Below are 16061 nucleotides of genomic sequence, written 5' to 3'. Positions count from 1 at the left end.
CCATTTTTTATTTGTGCTTAAACTAACTCGCCCATGTAATAAAAGCCCTTGCATTCCACAAGTTTAACATCCACAAGGGAACCAATTAAGGATGCATCTCCCTTAAAGTGAACTAAGATGTTATTAGTCATACGGCCTGTTACCATGCCCTCTTCGTGATCATCAAGTCCTTCCACAAGTACTCTTGCTGTCTGGCCTTCAAATCTCTTACTGTTCTTATGACAAACTTCATCTACCACTTCAAGTAAGCGGTTAAATCTATCCTTAACCACATCCTCTGGCACCTGGTCTTCAAACTTGGCAGCAGGTGTACCTGTTCTTTTTGAGTAAATAAATGTGTAAGCACTGTCGTAATTTGCCTTACGTACCACGTCAAGAGTTTCAAGGAAATCTTCTTCTGTCTCACCTGGGAAACCAACAATAATATCAGTTGTAAATGAAACATTAGGAAGCTTAGCTCTAATTCTATCAATTAATGATAAATACTCTTCCTTAGTGTAACGTCTGTTCATCTTCTTTAGAAGTCTTGTACTACCACTCTGCACTGGCATATGGAAGTGGTTACAAATCTTAGTAGATTTTGAACAGACTTCAATAACATCATCACCAAAATCAGATGGGTATGGTGTCATAAATCTAATTCTCTCTAAACCTTCAATCTTATCAATTTCAGCTAAAAGGTTTGCAAATGTAACATCATCATCAAGTCCCTTGCCGTATGAGTTTACATTTTGTCCAAGAAGCATAACTTCCTTAACGCCATCAGCTACAAGGTGCTCGATTTCTCTAATAATTTCCTTTGGCTCACGGCTCTTTTCTCTACCACGAACATAAGGAACGATACAATAAGTACAGAACTTATCGCAGCCATACATAATATTAACACCAGACTTAAAGGAGAACTTTCTCTCTACAGGTAAATTTTCTACAATTTCATTAGTATCCTGTCTAATGTCTACAACCTGCTTATTAGATGTGATTCTCTCATAAATAAGCTGTGCTAACTCATAGATATTAAATGTACCAAATACAATATCTACAAATCTATATGACTTCTTAATCTTTTCAACTACCTCTGGCTCCTGCATCATACAACCGCAAAGAGCAATAAGCATATGAGGCTTCTTTCTCTTTAAGCCACGTAACTGACCTAATCTACCATAAACTCTTAAGTTGGCATTCTCTCTAACTGTACATGTATTATATAAAACAAAATCGGCCTTAGTTTCATCATCTGTTTCCACAAAGCCAATTTCCTTTAAAATTCCTAGTAATTTCTCTGAGTCTCTTGCATTCATCTGGCAACCAAATGTGTTAATGCAAGCGTAAAGTGGCCTGCCAAGTCTATTCTTTAAATCCATAATATACTCTTGGCACTTTCCAATATATTCTATCTGAACTGAAAGCTCTTCGCTGCTTTCAACTGCTTCCTTAATTTTCTGAACTGGTTTAATCTTATCTAATTCCTTTTTAATTTCCGTATTCATAAAAATATCCTTTACTTACAATTTATTATTTCTTTTTCAGTAATAACCTTGTCTACATCTATATCAAATTCGTTTGCTATTAATTCATCTACAAGCTGAAATTCAAAACTAAGGGCAACTTTTAAAAGCTTAGGGTTAACTCTTGCATTAAATCTGTCATAAAATCCGCCGCCATAACCTAACCTATGTCCTTTTTTATCAAAAGAAAGACCCGGCATTATAATGCAAAAGCTATCATCAATACTAGCTTCATCAAGTTCTTCTAAATCTAGTTTTGGCTCTAAAATCTTCATGCAACCTGGCTCTAAATCCTCTAAGCTATTTATCTTAAAAAATCTCATAAGTCCCTGGCCTAAATCCATTACACGAGGCACATATACATTAACACCTGCCTCAAGAAATTTTAGAATTAATTTTCTTGTATCAACTTCCACATTAGTACTTACATAGATAAGTACATTTTTTACAAAAGTCAATTCCTCTAATTTAAAGAGATTGTCCGCTATTCTATCGCTTAAACTAGCTAATTTATTTTTTGAAAATGTGTTTCGTTTTTTCTTAATTAACTTCCTTAGCTCTGTCTTTTCCATGTTCTAGTTACCGTTTTTCTTAGCTTCTTCTAATTCTTTTTCTGCCTTTAATCTCATCTTCTCATCATGTCTTTCCTTGACATCAATAATACTGCCATCAGGATTCTGAATCTTAATTGTCTCAAGAGAACCTCTTAGATTCTCACGGAAAATCTTAACATATTCTTTTCTTAATTTATCCTGCTCTTCTTTTTCAGCAGTTGTTAAGCCTTCAGCCTTAGACTTTCTATAGAGTTCATTAATTCTATCAAGTCTTTCCTGCATATTCATAAAACTACTTCCTTTCTATCTTAAAAACTAAAGTGTAAAAATAAGCAAATTATTTCCTGTGGAAATACAGTACTTATAGTCTGCCTTTGTTGTAAATACCTTAGTATGTATATCTGGGAATCGAACTACTTCAATGTAGTTTGAGCCCTCATTAAAAAATGGAATCTTGTGCTTCTTTCTAGATAAAACCAAAAGGTCATTCTCTACAAATTTCACATAGACATCTGCTCCAAACTTTGCCTCAATCTTCTGGTTATTCAGATTAAGCATAGTAGTTTGAGTCTTAGCTCTGCTTATCATATATGGTGTGTCGTTAATGATGTAGGTATAACTTAAGTCCGCGCTTTTATAAACGTCATTATTAAGACGTACCTGCTTTACATCATTTTCATAATCATAAAAAACGATCTTCTCTGAATGATATTCAGCGGAGAACTTAGAATAAACCACCTTACCTTCTGTTATCTTAATGTATGGGAAAGTGGAATCCTTCTTTGCAACATCAAGTCTTTCCATGCTGACGTTGGCCCCGTTAAGAGAATTCTCTGAGATAAACTGTCTAATATTAACAATTCCAATAATCTCAGTCTCTGGTGTTAGCTGCTCGTTAGTTTCAAACTCGTCCACCACGTCTGCCTCATCCACTAAGGAATAGGAACTTATTAAAATGTCCTTCCTCTTATTGTCATTCTTAAATTGCTCAAAGGTCTTGCTTGCTCCAAGTTTAACCACGCAATTATTACCACTAATTGGAATAATTCTCTCAGCACCTAAAACTCCAACCAGGGAATTCTCAATAGGAATGTCTCTATCTTGATTTGTCTCATGAAGAATTATTCTCTTAAATTTATTAGTCTTTCTATCAATCTGCTCAATCAATAGATAATTTCCATCAATTGCAAAGATAAGAAGTCTATCCTCTATGTCTGATTTATTCATAGAAAATTTGTAACTTATAGAAATCTCATCATTATCAAATTGATATTTATAAAGAATTACCCAAAAGCTTTCTGCAGTTTCTTCCTCAAGGGAAACAAAGTATATATAGTTTGGCTCCTTACTTGCATAAGAAATCTCTCCAAACAAATACTTCTTAATTCCTGCACCAATTTCAAAACGTTCATTAGTTGACGCATTAAGTAAAAACATCTTCTTTGACCTAAATCGATTGCTAAAAATCGACTCGTCATTCTGAGTTTGAAGTAACAATTCGCCAGCTAGGGGTATATATTTACTTTCTTCGGCATTCTTAATAAGCTGAATATCCATATATCCTCCGAAATTAATCGATTAGTGAATTAAGGTTGAAATTCTCAATCTTATTGCTCTTAAAGATTGTACCAACACTTTCACCCTTTAAAACTCTATTAATATTTTCAATGTCATTACCATTAGTAATAACCATATCTGCACCTGAATAAGTAGCAATCTTAGCAGCCACAAGCTTAGCTGCCATGCCCCCTGTACCGACACTACTCTTTGAGCTGTCCTTACCCATATCAAGGGTCTTATCATCTAGTGTATCTACGCACTCAATAAATTTAGCATCTGGATTAGAATTAGGATCATCTGTATATAATCCGTCAATATCTGATAAAAGAATTAGCAAATCAGCCCCAATAATAGCTGAAACAATTGCTGATAATCTATCATTATCTCCAAATGTATTAAGCTGTTCAATCTCATATGTTGAAATTGTATCATTCTCATTAACTATAGGAATTGCATGTAGTTTTAATAATTCGTCAAATGTATTTCTAGCATTCAATCTATTAGTCTTATTAAGGACTGTGTTCTTTGTCATTAAAACCTGTGCTGCTAAAGCATTATATTCAGCAAAAATCTTCTGGTAAACCATCATAAGCTTTGCCTGTCCAATGGCTGCACAAGCCTGCTTAACTGGTAACTCCGACGGCTTACAATCAAGACCAATGGCATTTCTTCCTACTGCAATAGCACCAGAAGACACTAAAACCACGTCTCTACCTGAATTCTTAATATCCACCAAAGTTCTTACCAGCTTCTCAATCTTTAATAGGTTTAATCTGTCTGTATTCTCATGCATAAGTGATGAGGAACCTATCTTAATAACTATTCTTTTTTTGCCTTTAATTGCTTCTCGTAAATTCTCCATATAGTCACCTTTAGCCCTAAAAAATCCTTGCAAAACCTAAAGTTTCACAAGGATTAATTTTACTATATTTCCTAAAAAAAGTCTAGTTTATAAAGCCCTTGGCAATTGCCTCGCAAGCCTTCATTCCATCTACTGCCGCACTAGTTATACCGCCTGCATAACCAGCACCCTCACCACATGGTAATAGACCCTTAATATTTATTGAATAATAATCATCATTTCTTAAAATCTTAACAGGGGATGAAGTTCTTGATTCCACGCCTAATAGTAGTGTTTCCTCGTTATCATAGCCCTTAATAAACTTATCAAAGCCATGAATTCCTTCAGTTAATGAACTAGTTATAAATTCTGGTAAAACTTCTCTTAAATTTGAAAGCTTATAATCCCCCTTAGTATTAGGACTTACCTTACCAAGACTAGTTGACTTGACGCCCTTATCAAAATCTCCAAAGGTCTGCACAGGAATCTTACCTTCACCTTCTCTATAGGCAGCAGCCTCAAGTTTTCTCTGGAATTTCATACCATCAAGTACATTTTCACCAAAATCTTTAGGAGTTACGGTTACAATAATTGCAGAGTTTGCATTCTCTCCTGCACGGCTTGAATAGCTCATTCCGTTAACGGCAAGCTCCCCCTCCTCACTTGATGCATTAACCACATAACCACCTGGGCACATACAGAAGGAATAAACCCCTCTTTCCTCGCCGCTAGCATGAGTCTTATAAGTCACCTTATAATCTGCAGTTGGAAGCTTGTAATTTGGATTATCAAGGGCAGCCCCATAAGCATTTCTATTAATAAGTTCCTGCTTATGCTCCACTCTAACGCCCACAGCAAAAGGCTTTGCAGTCATCATAATACCTAGCTTATCAAGCATTTCAAAGGTATCTCTTGCACTATGTCCAATAGCTAGAATTACCTTTCTAGCAGTTTTTGTAAAAATTTTACCTGTAGTTAAATCCTTAATCTCTAGGGAGTCTATCTCCTTTTCCCCACTTGGATTAGCCTTTAAATTAATAGCCTCAAGCTTTGATGCAAAATGTATCTCTCCGCCATTAGCCTTAATCTCTTCTCTAATACTTACAATGACCTTTGCTAGGACATCTGTTCCAATATGTGGCTTGTTAACATAAAGGATCTCCGGATTTGCCCCGTGTTCTACAAAGGTATTAAGAACATAACTAATTCTTCCGGTACTCTCATGAATACTTGAATTTAATTTACCATCTGAAAATGTACCAGCCCCGCCTTCGCCAAACTGTACATTACAGTTTAAATCAAGCTTTTCCCCTGACCAAAAGCCATTAACCTTTTCCTGTCTTTTTGAGATTTCAAGACCTCTCTCATAGACAATAGGTCTAAGGCCCATTCTAGATAAATTAAGGGCTGCAAAGATTCCTGCAGGACCAAAACCTATAATAACAGGTCTTTCCTCTTCACTAATTTCACGTCCCTTAGTGCTTGTATCTAACTGATAAATTATTTTTTTAGATAGAGTCACATTCTTATCTCTAGTTCTTTTTAATATATCCTTAAAGCTCTTTCCCTTAACGCTTAAGACAATGACGCTATAAAGATAGATAATCTCTGGCTTATGTCTTGAGTCAATAGAGCGCTTTAAAATCTCATATTTAATATCTTCCTTGCCTAAATTAAGGGCCTTTCTAATCTTTTTTTCAATTAAATCAAGGCCGTCATTTGGCTTACATTTAATATTAGATATTCTAATTACTTCCTGTTCCACTATATTCTCCTATTATCTTTTTAGATAGCTTGTGAGCCGATGAAAAAGCCCACTGTAAATTGTAGCCACCGCACATGCCATCTACATCTACAATCTCACCACAAAAATATAGGCCTGGATATTTCTTTGACTCTAAGTCAGGCGTTAACTCGCTAAACAAAACTCCACCCTGTAAAACTTGAGCGAAGTTTTCTCCCTTAGAATCTGTGATTTCAAGGCTGGTATTTTTAAGGGCCTTGCAAATCTTATCAATATCCTTAGAAGTTAAATTACTAGCCTTTATATCTAGGTCCATATTAATATTCTTTAAAATAAATTCCATTAATTTATGATTAATAAAGCCATCAAAAAGTTCTCTTAAAAGTTTAGTTTGTCCATTTTTTACAATAAGAGAAACATTTTCAAAAAGCTCCTCTTTAGTAAAATCTGGTGTAATATCAAGGCTTGCATACACCTTCCTTTTATCGTTTATGGCAGCAGTCGCATATCTACTTACCTGAAAAACAGGGATTCCTGAAATACCATAATCTGCATACTGAATCTCACCTATATCAGAGGCGATTTCCTTACCATCCACAAGAATTGTAACCTTACCAAGGGCTCTAACTCCCTTAGCTAGCTTAATAAACTTATTATCTGCCTTTAGTGCTACTAGGGCTGGTAGAAATTTTTTGTATTTAATGGACATGTTCTTTAGGAATTCTTCCTGATTAGACTTTCTTTTATTATCTATACTTGCATTAGTTCCTGTAGCAATTATAAGTTTCTTTGCCTTAATGGTGATTGGAAAGCTTGCCTCCTGCTTTTTAGAGGCTTCTTGCTTTTTAGAATTTTCCTCCATCTTTTCAAGGCAGTTTACAAGGAAATAATCCCCTTCCTTTTTAAAGGACTTAAAACTGCAATTAAGGAACTGCTTAACTTTCTTACTTTCTATATCAAGTCTTAAGGCATTAACCACGCTAAGAGCTGTCTCAGATCTAGGATAGACATAGCCATCTCTAATCTTAGTTAAAACTCCAAGCTCCTTAAAGTAATTAATAACTTCCTTGTTATCAAATTCCTTAATTATGGCAAAGGCCTTATCTCTATCTTCATTTTGATAGTTTTCTTCATTAAGATTTAGATTTGTGAAATTACATTTTCCATTGCCAGTTTGTAAAAGCTTAGCAGCAAGCTTATTGTTAGCCTCAACCACTGCGCACTTAAGGCCTGCAGTTGATAAAAGGCTAGCAGCAAAAAGCCCTGAAGCTCCCGCTCCCACTATTAGGCAATCATATTCAAAAAAATCTTTCATAATCAATCCTTATATCTCTTAGTTTTACTTATTCTTCCTATACAATCTTATAGTTTAAAGGAAAATGCTAACAAATCCCCTAAGCTATATCTTTTAATTTCCTTATCCACTTCCACAAGGCAAATTGCATTCTCATTCATAAATTCAGACATTACCTGTCTACAAATGCCACATGGATAAGCTGCACCCTTCTTTGAAACTACTGCAATCTTTACAAACTTTTTCTCACCAGTAGATACGGCCTTAAAAATTGCTGTTCGCTCTGCGCAATTTGTAGCGCCATAAGATGCATTTTCAATATTAGCTCCTGTAAAAATCTTGCCATCTTCTGTTAAAAGAGCAGCTCCTACAGGGAACTTCGAATATGGAGAATAAGAAAACTTCATAGCCTTCTTAGCCTCTTTAATTAAGGCCTCATCTTCCTTTGTGGCCTTAGTAATCATCTTTATATCCTTATCTCTTGTAATATCAAGGCGAGCTAGGACATCTTCCTGCTTTCCTTCCATCTCCTTAGCCTCAGGCTCAGTCATGTGATCATAGCCAAATAAATGCATCATGCTATGAGCTACAAGAAAGGCAAGTTCTCTAAGGGGAGAATGTCCATACTTGTGGGCCTGCTCATAAACCTTCTCAATTGAAACCACAATGTCCCCTAGCATAAGCTCGTCAGTTTCAGGATTAAAGTAGTCCTCGTGATTCTCCTCTAAAAACTTTCTTAAGCTCTTAAAGTCTCCCGGCTCTACATAGTTAAGGCCTGGGAAAGAAAGTACATCTGTTGCTGAATCTACATCTCTATACTGCTTATTAATTTCATGAATTTCCTCATTATCTGTAATTGTTACATTAAGTTCTGCCTTATAAGGACATTTTACATAATCAATAGCCTCAATAATAACTGATCTAATAACGTCTTCGTAGTTAAAATCAAATTTCTTATCTGTATTATATTCAATGTAAATTCCCATAAATATACCTCTCAATTCTTCCTTAGGCTCTTGGCCTTTTATTTACCTTTTTATTTTTTAAAAGCTCTATTCTTTGGGGCTTTTTTCTTCTTTTCTAACTTCTCTTCATAGCTTTCATAAGCCTTTACAATCTTTTGAACAAGAGGATGTCTTACAACGTCCATATTAGTTAATTTTGCAAATGCAATGCCATCCACTCTAGATAAGACCTTAATTGCCACTTCTAATCCAGACTGTGTATTAAAAGGTAAATCCTTCTGAGTCATATCACCTGTTACAACCACCTTACTTCCAAAACCAATTCTTGTAAGGAACATCTTCATCTGGGCTGGTGTTGTATTCTGTGCTTCATCAAGGATAATAAAGGCATTATCAAGAGTTCTACCTCTCATGTAGGCAAGAGGTGCAACCTCAATAAGACCCTTCTCCATATTAGCTGTAAAACTCTCAGCTCCCATAATCTGATAAAGAGCATCGTAAAGCGGTCTAAGATATGGATCGACCTTACTTTGTAAGTCACCTGGCAAGAATCCAAGCTTTTCACCTGCTTCAATTGCCGGTCTTGTTAAAATGATTCTATTAACCTCATTGTTCTTAAAAGCCGTAATGGCCATTGCCATAGCAAGATATGTCTTACCTGTACCTGCAGGACCAATGCCAAAGGTAACCATGTTGTCTCTAATCATATCAACATATTCCTTCTGGCCTAAAGTCTTTGGCTTAATTGGTCTACCTGCAATAGTTCTTGCAATGGTATCTGAATCTATCTCAAGCATCATATCTGATTGCTTATTCTCTAAAACTAAAGAAAGGGCATAATCAACATTCTGTCTAGTTATCTGATTGCCCCTATTATTAAGTGTAACTAAGTTATTAAGAACCTCAACAGCGCTTCTAACATTAGTTTCCTCACCTATTACTTTTACATTCTCATCTCTTGCGATAATATCAACGTGCAATGTTCTCTCAATTGCCTGTACATATTCATCAAACTGTCCAAATACATTAACCGCAGCACTAGCTGGGATATTAATCATCTTTTCTAATTCGCTCATCTACTACACTCCAAGATAAAATTGATAAAAAAGCTAGCATACAATGTATGCTAGCCTCATTATCTTTACAATTATAATTAGTTGTACTTACGTTTTCTAGCAGCTTCAGACTTCTTCTTACGTCTTACGCTTGGCTTTTCGTAATGTTCTCTCTTACGAATTTCCTGCTGAATGCCAGCCTTAGCACAGTTTCTCTTGAATCTGCGTAAAGCGCTATCTAATGATTCGTTTTCTTTAACGATTACGTTTGACATACTTCCCTGACCACCCTTCTGTTGCAAATTGTGCATCAATACATAATTATAAATATAGGGTATTCTAATCGCACAACTAAAATTATACCATATATTTTATTTTCGTCAACTAGTTTTGAACTAAAAGTTTAGACTAGTTTAACTGACCTTCTAATTCAGATGCTACCTTTGAAAGTAACTCATCAATACCAGCAGCATTCTTACCACCAGCCTGAGCCATGTTAGGACGACCACCGCCGCCACCTCCAACGATTGGAGCAAGACTCTTAATTAAGTTACCTGCATGAGCACCAGCCTTAACTGCATCATCTGTTGCCATAGCAATTAAGTTAACCTTACCATCATTATCAGATGCAAGTAATACAACACCTGACTTGATTTCTGTCTTTAACTTATCGCCTAAGTTTCTAAGTTCGTTCATATCAACGCCTGATAACTTAGTAGCGATTAACTTAAAGCCCTTAACTTCAACTGCATCACTTGAAACATCGCCAAGAGCGTTGTTTGCAAGTTCAGCCTTAAGCTTTTCATTCTCGCTTGAAAGTGCCTTAACTTCATCATTTAATGAGTTAATCTTATTAATTAACTGAGCAGGTTCAACCTTAGCTACCTTAGCTGCATTGCTTAATTCTTCTTCAAGCTTAGCATAGTAGTTTAATACACCCTTATCTGTAAGAGCCTCTAATCTTCTAACACCAGCTGCAACACCTGACTCACCAACGATCTTAAATAATCTAATATTAGCTGTATTAGCTACATGTGTACCACCACAGAATTCCTTAGAGAAATCACCCATAGATACAACACGTACCTTCTCGCCATACTTTTCACCAAAGAGGGCCATAGCACCAGTCTTCTTAGCTTCATCAATTGTCATAACATCAGTTACAACAGGAACAGCCTTTGCGATCTGCTCATTAACTAATTCTTCAACCTTAGCTAATTCTTCCTTAGTTACACTCTGGAAGTGAGTAAAGTCGAAACGAAGTCTTTCTGGGTTTACAAATGAACCCTTCTGTTCTACGTGATCACCTAAAACAGTTCTTAAAGCCTTCTGTAAAAGGTGAGTAGCTGAGTGGTTCTTACATGTGTCAGCTCTACCAGCTTCATCAACACAAAGTGTAACCTTATCACCCTGCTTAATCATACCCTTTGTCATTTCACCAACGTGACCAATCTTGCCACCCTTTAAGTGAATTGTAGTCTCAACTTTAAATTCGCCTTCAGGAGTTGTAATAATACCCTTATCACCTTCCTGGCCACCCATTGTGCCATAGAAAGCTGTCTTATCAACGATAATTGTACCCTTATCGCCTTCTGTTAAGGCATCAACAATTTCTTCCTCTGTTGTTAAAACAAGGACTTCACCTTCATTTGTTAACTTGTCATAGCCAACAAATTCAGAGCTAATTGCTGGATCAATATCATCATAAACTGTTGCGTCAGCACCCATGTAGTTTGTAGTCTTTCTAGCATTACGAGCCTTAACTCTCTGCTCTTCCATAGCTGCCTTAAAGCCTTCTTCATCAACAGTAATATCTTTTTCTTCAAGGATTTCCTTTGTTAAATCAATAGGGAATCCGTAAGTATCATATAACTTAAATGTATCAGCACCGCTAAGAACCTTAGAGTTGTTCTTTGCAAGCTCATCCATCATATCGTTAAGAATTGTAAGGCCCTGATCAATTGTCTTATTAAACTTATCTTCTTCTTCAGAGATAACCTTTAAGATAAATGTCTTCTTCTCTTCTAATTCTGGGTAACCATCCTTAGAACCTTCAATAACTGTCTCACATAATTCACCAAGGAACTTATGGTTAATTCCAAGTAATCTACCGTGTCTAGCTGCTCTTCTAAGTAATCTTCTAAGAACATAGCCTCTTCCTTCATTAGAAGGCATGATACCATCTGATACCATAAATGTTACAGAACGAATGTGGTCTGTAATAACACGGATAGAAACATCCTGCTTTTCAGAATCCTTATACTTAACACCAGCGATTTCGCAAACCTTGTCACGAAGTGCCTGTAATGTATCTACATCAAAGATAGAATCTACATCCTGAACAACTACAGCAAGTCTTTCAAGACCCATACCTGTATCGATGTTCTTCTGAACTAATTCTGTGTAGTTACCCTTGCCGTCGTTGTTAAACTGTGAGAAAACGTTATTCCATACTTCCATGAATCTGTCGCCTTCGCCACCCATAACATCCTCAGGGCCTGTACCGTACTTTTCACCACGGTCATAATAGATTTCAGAACATGGACCACAAGGACCAGCACCATGCTCCCAGAAGTTATCTTCCTTACCAAATCTATAAATTCTATCAGCTGCAACGCCGATTTCCTTATTCCAAATTTCAAAAGCTTCATCATCATCAACATAAACTGAAGGATATAATCTGTCTGGATCAATACCAACAACTTCTGTTAAGAATTCCCATGACCAATGAATAGCTTCTGTCTTAAAATAATCACCAAATGAGAAATTACCAAGCATTTCAAAGAAAGTACCGTGTCTTGCAGTCTTACCAACGTTCTCGATATCACCTGTTCTGATACACTTCTGACATGTTGTAACTCTTCTCTTAGGTGGAATTTCCTGACCTGTAAAATAAGGCTTTAAAGGAGCCATACCTGAATTAATAATAAGTAAACTGTTATCATTGTGAGGAACTAAAGAAAAGCTCTTCATTCTAAGATGTTCTTTGCTTTCAAAGAAATCAAGATATAACTTTCTTAGTTCGTTTACACCTCTGTACTGCACTGTTTCTTCCTCCCAAATGCTATAATAAATTTTTAATAATTAACAAAAAATAATCGTGTCTTTATGCTATCTAGTTCTAAAGACACTAGCTAAATATAACTCAATTATTTGTTTCTGTCAATGAAACAAGGATTTAAAGGCCTTTGCAATAAAAAAAGACAGGCCAAACACTGACCTGTCTATAAAATAATAATTATTTATCTTCTTCCTGAGCCTTTGCAGCCTTTTTAGCATCTGAGGACTTGCGTAATTTACCACCGATCATACAAGCACAAACGATTGCAGCAATATAAACTACAAACTTAACTGCCTCATAACAAATTTCGCCACCTAAAGTAGTAAGTACAACCATTAAAACGCCTCCAAATTAATTTTATTTGTGTTAATCACCTTCGTGGTATCCCACATATATAGTGCTATTATATAACATTTGTCCCTAAATTTCAACTTTCCAGCTAGCATTCTCTAAAAAATATGCTGCTCTCTCATTTGATTTATCTACAATTTCTTTATCAAATCCAAGAACTGATAATAGCTTTATGGCATTTCTTGTAGTTGCTGGTCCCTTGTGAAGCTTATAGTCAAATAAAACTTCATCATCTGTTACATTTTCTCTAAAATGATAATTCTCATACTCTTTCTCAAGTAGTGTTGTAAGCTCTACATCATGAGTTGCCGCAAATACAAAGGCCTTTGACTTGCCAAGGCTTGATAGTATCTGAGTTGATGCAGCCACACGCTCCACTGTGTTAGTACCCTTTAAAACCTCATCAATAAAGATAAGTAAAGGCTTCTTATTATCATCAAGACTATCAAAGATTCGCTTAATAGACTTAATCTCTACAATATAGTAACTATTATTAGCCTCTAAATCGTCTCGAAGTGCCATAGAAGAATAGATTCTAAACTTTGGTGCCTTATAAGACTTTGAAAGGCTTGTATTAATAGTCTGACTAAGAATTGCATTAATGGCAACAGTCTTTAAAAATGTAGACTTACCGGAAGCATTAGAACCTGTAAGAAGTACATTACCGTTCTCACTAATAGAATTAACCACTGGGTTTTCAATTAGTGGGTGATATGCCTCTTCTAAGTTAATAGAGATGTCTCCCTCCACAAATTGTGGAACGCTATAGTATGGCAAGCTCTTTCTAAAGGATGCAATGGCAATTGTAGACTCAATAAAGCCTAAAACGTCCATAAGCTCGTAGATTTCCTGCTCCTTATTATTAAGTAACTTAACCATATTGTTAAACTTAATCAAGTCAATATGAGTAAGCATTCTTAAATAGTCCATAATAATCTCGGAAATAGAGCCTGTTACATTGCCTGTTTCAAGCATTGCTGAGTTATTATAAATCTTACTAAAGGCCTTTGATAATTCCTTTAATCTAGCATTAGAGTCTGCAAGGAAATCCAAATCAAGATTTACAATATCCTTTGAGGCCTTAATCATCTTAACAATCTGATTTATACAAACAAAATATCTCTCCACATCCGCCTTAAATCTGTAATATGTAACCACACAAAAAATCATAGCAACAATCACAAGTAAAATTCCAATGGATGGATTAATTGCAAGTAAAACCACTAAAGAAGCGATTAAAAGAATAGGCGATAGATAATTTGCAATATTAGACTTTGGCTTTAATTCCACAATCATGTCCACATAATCAGACACTGCCATATGCTTAGCATATCCAATAAATGCAAAAATCTTTTGAATCTTAAATCTACTATCCTCATCCTCATCAAAGGAATTAGCGTAGTCATCAATTTTCTTTAATTCTTCTTCAGACTTATCCGTCTCGCGAATCATTTTATATAAGTATTCCTGACCAATTGAAGAGTTGGTATTATTAAGGGTATGGAAAACTCTGTCCATATCTAGGTCATTCCAGCTAATATCATCAACGCATTCTCCCCTTGCCCTGTTCTTATAAAAATGTGTAATCTGCTCAAGTTCATCTAGGCTAGTCTTCTTATTCGCCCTTTTGCCATAAGCTTTCTTAAGTCTTTTGTGTAGCTTTATTCTTGCTGCCCTTCTTTGTGAAATGTAGGCATAAATAATAGAAACTATTGCTGCTATTATTATTAGTATCCAAACGATGTCCTTATTATTCATAAATTCAAGTCTCCTAAATTAAAGATTAATAGCAGTATTAAGTGCAATTTCCATCATATTAGTAAAGCTAGTCTGTCTCTGATATGCATCAAGCTCTTCATTCTTATAAAGATGGTCACTGATGGTTAAAATGCAAAGCGCCTTCTTACCTAGTCTCTGAGCATTTAAGTAAAGAGCTGCCGATTCCATCTCTACACAAAGCACGCCCATCTTCTTCCATAGGTCATTAGCATCTTTATCATCTGAGTAGAAAGTATCTGATGATAATACATTTCCAACAGTTACATCAATACCAAGCTTTGCAGCCTCATCATAAGCTGTCTTTAAAAGTGTAAAGTTAGCAGTTGGTGCAATTGTACCTGGTAATTTATACTGGGCTGCGTAATTTGAATTAGTAGAAGCTGTAGAAGCTAAAACTACATCCATGCAAGAAAGATCATCTGATAGAGCTCCTGCAGAACCGATTCTAATAATATTATCTACGTCATACATGCTATAGAGCTCATAGCTATAGATACCAATTGATGGCATACCCATGCCGCTTCCCATTACAGAAACCTTCTTGCCCTTATATTCACCTGTATATCCAAACATATTTCTTACAGTATTAAACTGTGTTACATTTTCAAGGAATGTATCTGCAATAAACTTAGCTCTTAGCGGATCCCCTGGCATAAGAACAGTCTTTGCAATGTCACCTAAATTAGCTGCGTTATGTGCTGTACTCATATTTATCCTCCAATCTTTTAAAAAAAGTAGTGCACTTTATAAATAAAACACACTACTTCTTAATATCTAATATTATAAACTAATAATTAAGATTTAGGAATTAAAACTTTCTAAATTAATTACTTTCCTTCATACTTAATTACTGCATCTACATTGTATCCCTTTAACTTGTCTCTGCCCTTTAAGCCTTCAAGTTCCATTAAGAATACAACCTTAACTACTTCACCACCAAGCTCTTCGATAAGCTTAATGATTGCTTCAATTGTTCCGCCTGTAGCGATTAAGTCATCTACGATAACTACCTTCTGACCTGGCTTGATAGAATCTTTATGTAATTCAACAACGGCTGTGCCATATTCAAGAGCGTATTCCTTTGATACTGTCTCGCAAGGAAGCTTACCCTTCTTTCTTGCAGGTACAAATCCCTTGTGGTTCTTATAAGCGATTGGAACACCAAAAATAAATCCTCTAGATTCTGGTCCAACTACAACATCATAATCTACGTCCTTTAATAAGTTATCAATCTCATCAATTGCTAACTGGAAGCCATCTGGATCCTGAAGTACTGTTGTGACATCTCTAAATACGATGCCTTCCTTAGGGAAATCTGGAATACTTCTTACATAATCTTCAACCTTTTTCAT

General features: G+C 35.7%; 15 protein-coding genes and 1 pseudogene. All 16 read right to left on the bottom strand.

The features are described from left to right. Nucleotides 1–17: 17 nt before the first annotated feature. The 16 genes and pseudogenes from miaB to BLQ66_RS04475 all read right to left on the bottom strand — a co-directional run bounded on the left by miaB (nucleotide 18) and on the right by BLQ66_RS04475 (nucleotide 16061). Complete coding sequence (gene miaB / locus BLQ66_RS04540; RefSeq protein WP_074521154.1) at nucleotides 18–1487, bottom strand: tRNA (N6-isopentenyl adenosine(37)-C2)-methylthiotransferase MiaB; 1470 nt, start codon at nucleotides 1485–1487, stop codon at nucleotides 18–20. Nucleotides 1488–1498: 11 nt separating this feature from the next. Further along, on the bottom strand, nucleotides 1499–2077 hold the full coding sequence (locus BLQ66_RS04535) for a 5-formyltetrahydrofolate cyclo-ligase (protein ID WP_074521153.1): 579 nt from the start codon (nucleotides 2075–2077) through the stop codon (nucleotides 1499–1501). Nucleotides 2078–2080: 3 nt separating this feature from the next. Next, complete coding sequence (locus tag BLQ66_RS04530; protein ID WP_074521152.1) at nucleotides 2081–2347, bottom strand: DUF896 domain-containing protein; 267 nt, start codon at nucleotides 2345–2347, stop codon at nucleotides 2081–2083. 27 nt (nucleotides 2348–2374) lie between these two features. Next, nucleotides 2375–3616 carry a hypothetical protein gene (locus tag BLQ66_RS04525; RefSeq protein WP_074521151.1) on the bottom strand — a complete coding sequence of 414 codons (1242 nt, stop codon included), beginning with the start codon at nucleotides 3614–3616 and terminating at the stop codon, nucleotides 2375–2377. 13 nt (nucleotides 3617–3629) lie between these two features. Beyond that, nucleotides 3630–4481, bottom strand: a complete 852-nt coding sequence (gene proB, locus BLQ66_RS04520) for a glutamate 5-kinase (RefSeq protein ID WP_074521150.1) — start codon at nucleotides 4479–4481, stop codon at nucleotides 3630–3632. Between the two features lie 82 nt (nucleotides 4482–4563). After that, on the bottom strand, nucleotides 4564–6225 hold the full coding sequence (locus BLQ66_RS04515) for an NAD(P)/FAD-dependent oxidoreductase (protein ID WP_074521149.1): 1662 nt from the start codon (nucleotides 6223–6225) through the stop codon (nucleotides 4564–4566). Next, nucleotides 6206–7519 (bottom strand): aminoacetone oxidase family FAD-binding enzyme, encoded by a 1314-nt coding sequence (locus BLQ66_RS04510; RefSeq protein WP_074521148.1) that lies wholly within the window; start codon nucleotides 7517–7519, stop codon nucleotides 6206–6208. The genes BLQ66_RS04515 and BLQ66_RS04510 overlap by 20 nt, the downstream gene beginning before the upstream one ends. Nucleotides 7520–7566: 47 nt before the next feature. Then, nucleotides 7567–7968, bottom strand: a complete 402-nt coding sequence (gene cdd / locus BLQ66_RS12345; RefSeq protein WP_408606417.1) for a cytidine deaminase — start codon at nucleotides 7966–7968, stop codon at nucleotides 7567–7569. Nucleotides 7969–7977: 9 nt separating this feature from the next. Further along, nucleotides 7978–8484 (bottom strand): annotated as a pseudogene (gene ybeY, locus BLQ66_RS12340) (rRNA maturation RNase YbeY); the annotation flags it as partial. Between the two features lie 50 nt (nucleotides 8485–8534). After that, on the bottom strand, nucleotides 8535–9539 hold the full coding sequence (locus tag BLQ66_RS04500) for a PhoH family protein (protein WP_074521146.1): 1005 nt from the start codon (nucleotides 9537–9539) through the stop codon (nucleotides 8535–8537). Nucleotides 9540–9616: 77 nt separating this feature from the next. Next, complete coding sequence (gene rpsU / locus BLQ66_RS04495) at nucleotides 9617–9793, bottom strand: 30S ribosomal protein S21 (protein WP_005603101.1); 177 nt, start codon at nucleotides 9791–9793, stop codon at nucleotides 9617–9619. Nucleotides 9794–9926: 133 nt separating this feature from the next. Further along, entirely contained in the window at nucleotides 9927–12563 is a 2637-nt protein-coding gene (alaS, locus tag BLQ66_RS04490) for an alanine--tRNA ligase (protein ID WP_074521145.1), read from the bottom strand. Between the two features lie 193 nt (nucleotides 12564–12756). Continuing rightward, a complete protein-coding gene (locus BLQ66_RS12015) occupies nucleotides 12757–12915 on the bottom strand; it encodes a hypothetical protein (protein ID WP_180364695.1) in 159 nt (52 codons plus the stop codon). An 84-nt stretch (nucleotides 12916–12999) separates the two neighbouring features. Further along, a complete protein-coding gene (locus tag BLQ66_RS04485) occupies nucleotides 13000–14688 on the bottom strand; it encodes a MutS-related protein (protein ID WP_074521144.1) in 1689 nt (562 codons plus the stop codon). Nucleotides 14689–14706: 18 nt separating this feature from the next. Then, nucleotides 14707–15417: a purine-nucleoside phosphorylase gene (gene deoD, locus BLQ66_RS04480; protein ID WP_074521143.1), complete on the bottom strand. Its 711-nt coding sequence runs from the start codon at nucleotides 15415–15417 to the stop codon at nucleotides 14707–14709. A 119-nt stretch (nucleotides 15418–15536) separates the two neighbouring features. Further along, nucleotides 15537–16061: an adenine phosphoribosyltransferase gene (locus tag BLQ66_RS04475; protein WP_074521142.1), complete on the bottom strand. Its 525-nt coding sequence runs from the start codon at nucleotides 16059–16061 to the stop codon at nucleotides 15537–15539.

The organism is Lachnospira pectinoschiza (genome assembly GCF_900103815.1).
In the GTDB taxonomy this organism is placed as follows: domain Bacteria; phylum Bacillota; class Clostridia; order Lachnospirales; family Lachnospiraceae; genus Lachnospira; species Lachnospira pectinoschiza_B.
Note: the sequence above shows the minus strand (reverse complement) of the source record. Positions and strands in the feature narration are given on the sequence as shown.

Excerpts from the sequence above, each read along its gene's own strand:
- deoD (WP_074521143.1), bottom strand. The coding sequence starts at position 15,417 with ATGAGTACAGCACATAACGCAGCTAATTTAGGTGACATTGCAAAGACT.
- rpsU (WP_005603101.1), bottom strand. The coding sequence starts at position 9,793 with ATGTCAAACGTAATCGTTAAAGAAAACGAATCATTAGATAGCGCTTTA.
- BLQ66_RS04525 (WP_074521151.1), bottom strand. The coding sequence starts at position 3,616 with ATGGATATTCAGCTTATTAAGAATGCCGAAGAAAGTAAATATATACCC.
- proB (WP_074521150.1), bottom strand. The coding sequence starts at position 4,481 with ATGGAGAATTTACGAGAAGCAATTAAAGGCAAAAAAAGAATAGTTATT.
- BLQ66_RS04530 (WP_074521152.1), bottom strand. The coding sequence starts at position 2,347 with ATGAATATGCAGGAAAGACTTGATAGAATTAATGAACTCTATAGAAAG.
- BLQ66_RS04485 (WP_074521144.1), bottom strand. The coding sequence starts at position 14,688 with ATGAATAATAAGGACATCGTTTGGATACTAATAATAATAGCAGCAATA.
- BLQ66_RS04535 (WP_074521153.1), bottom strand. The coding sequence starts at position 2,077 with ATGGAAAAGACAGAGCTAAGGAAGTTAATTAAGAAAAAACGAAACACA.
- BLQ66_RS04475 (WP_074521142.1), bottom strand. The coding sequence starts at position 16,061 with ATGAAAAAGGTTGAAGATTATGTAAGAAGTATTCCAGATTTCCCTAAG.
- BLQ66_RS04500 (WP_074521146.1), bottom strand. The coding sequence starts at position 9,539 with ATGAGCGAATTAGAAAAGATGATTAATATCCCAGCTAGTGCTGCGGTT.
- BLQ66_RS12015 (WP_180364695.1), bottom strand. The coding sequence starts at position 12,915 with ATGGTTGTACTTACTACTTTAGGTGGCGAAATTTGTTATGAGGCAGTT.
- miaB (WP_074521154.1), bottom strand. The coding sequence starts at position 1,487 with ATGAATACGGAAATTAAAAAGGAATTAGATAAGATTAAACCAGTTCAG.
- BLQ66_RS04510 (WP_074521148.1), bottom strand. The coding sequence starts at position 7,519 with ATGAAAGATTTTTTTGAATATGATTGCCTAATAGTGGGAGCGGGAGCT.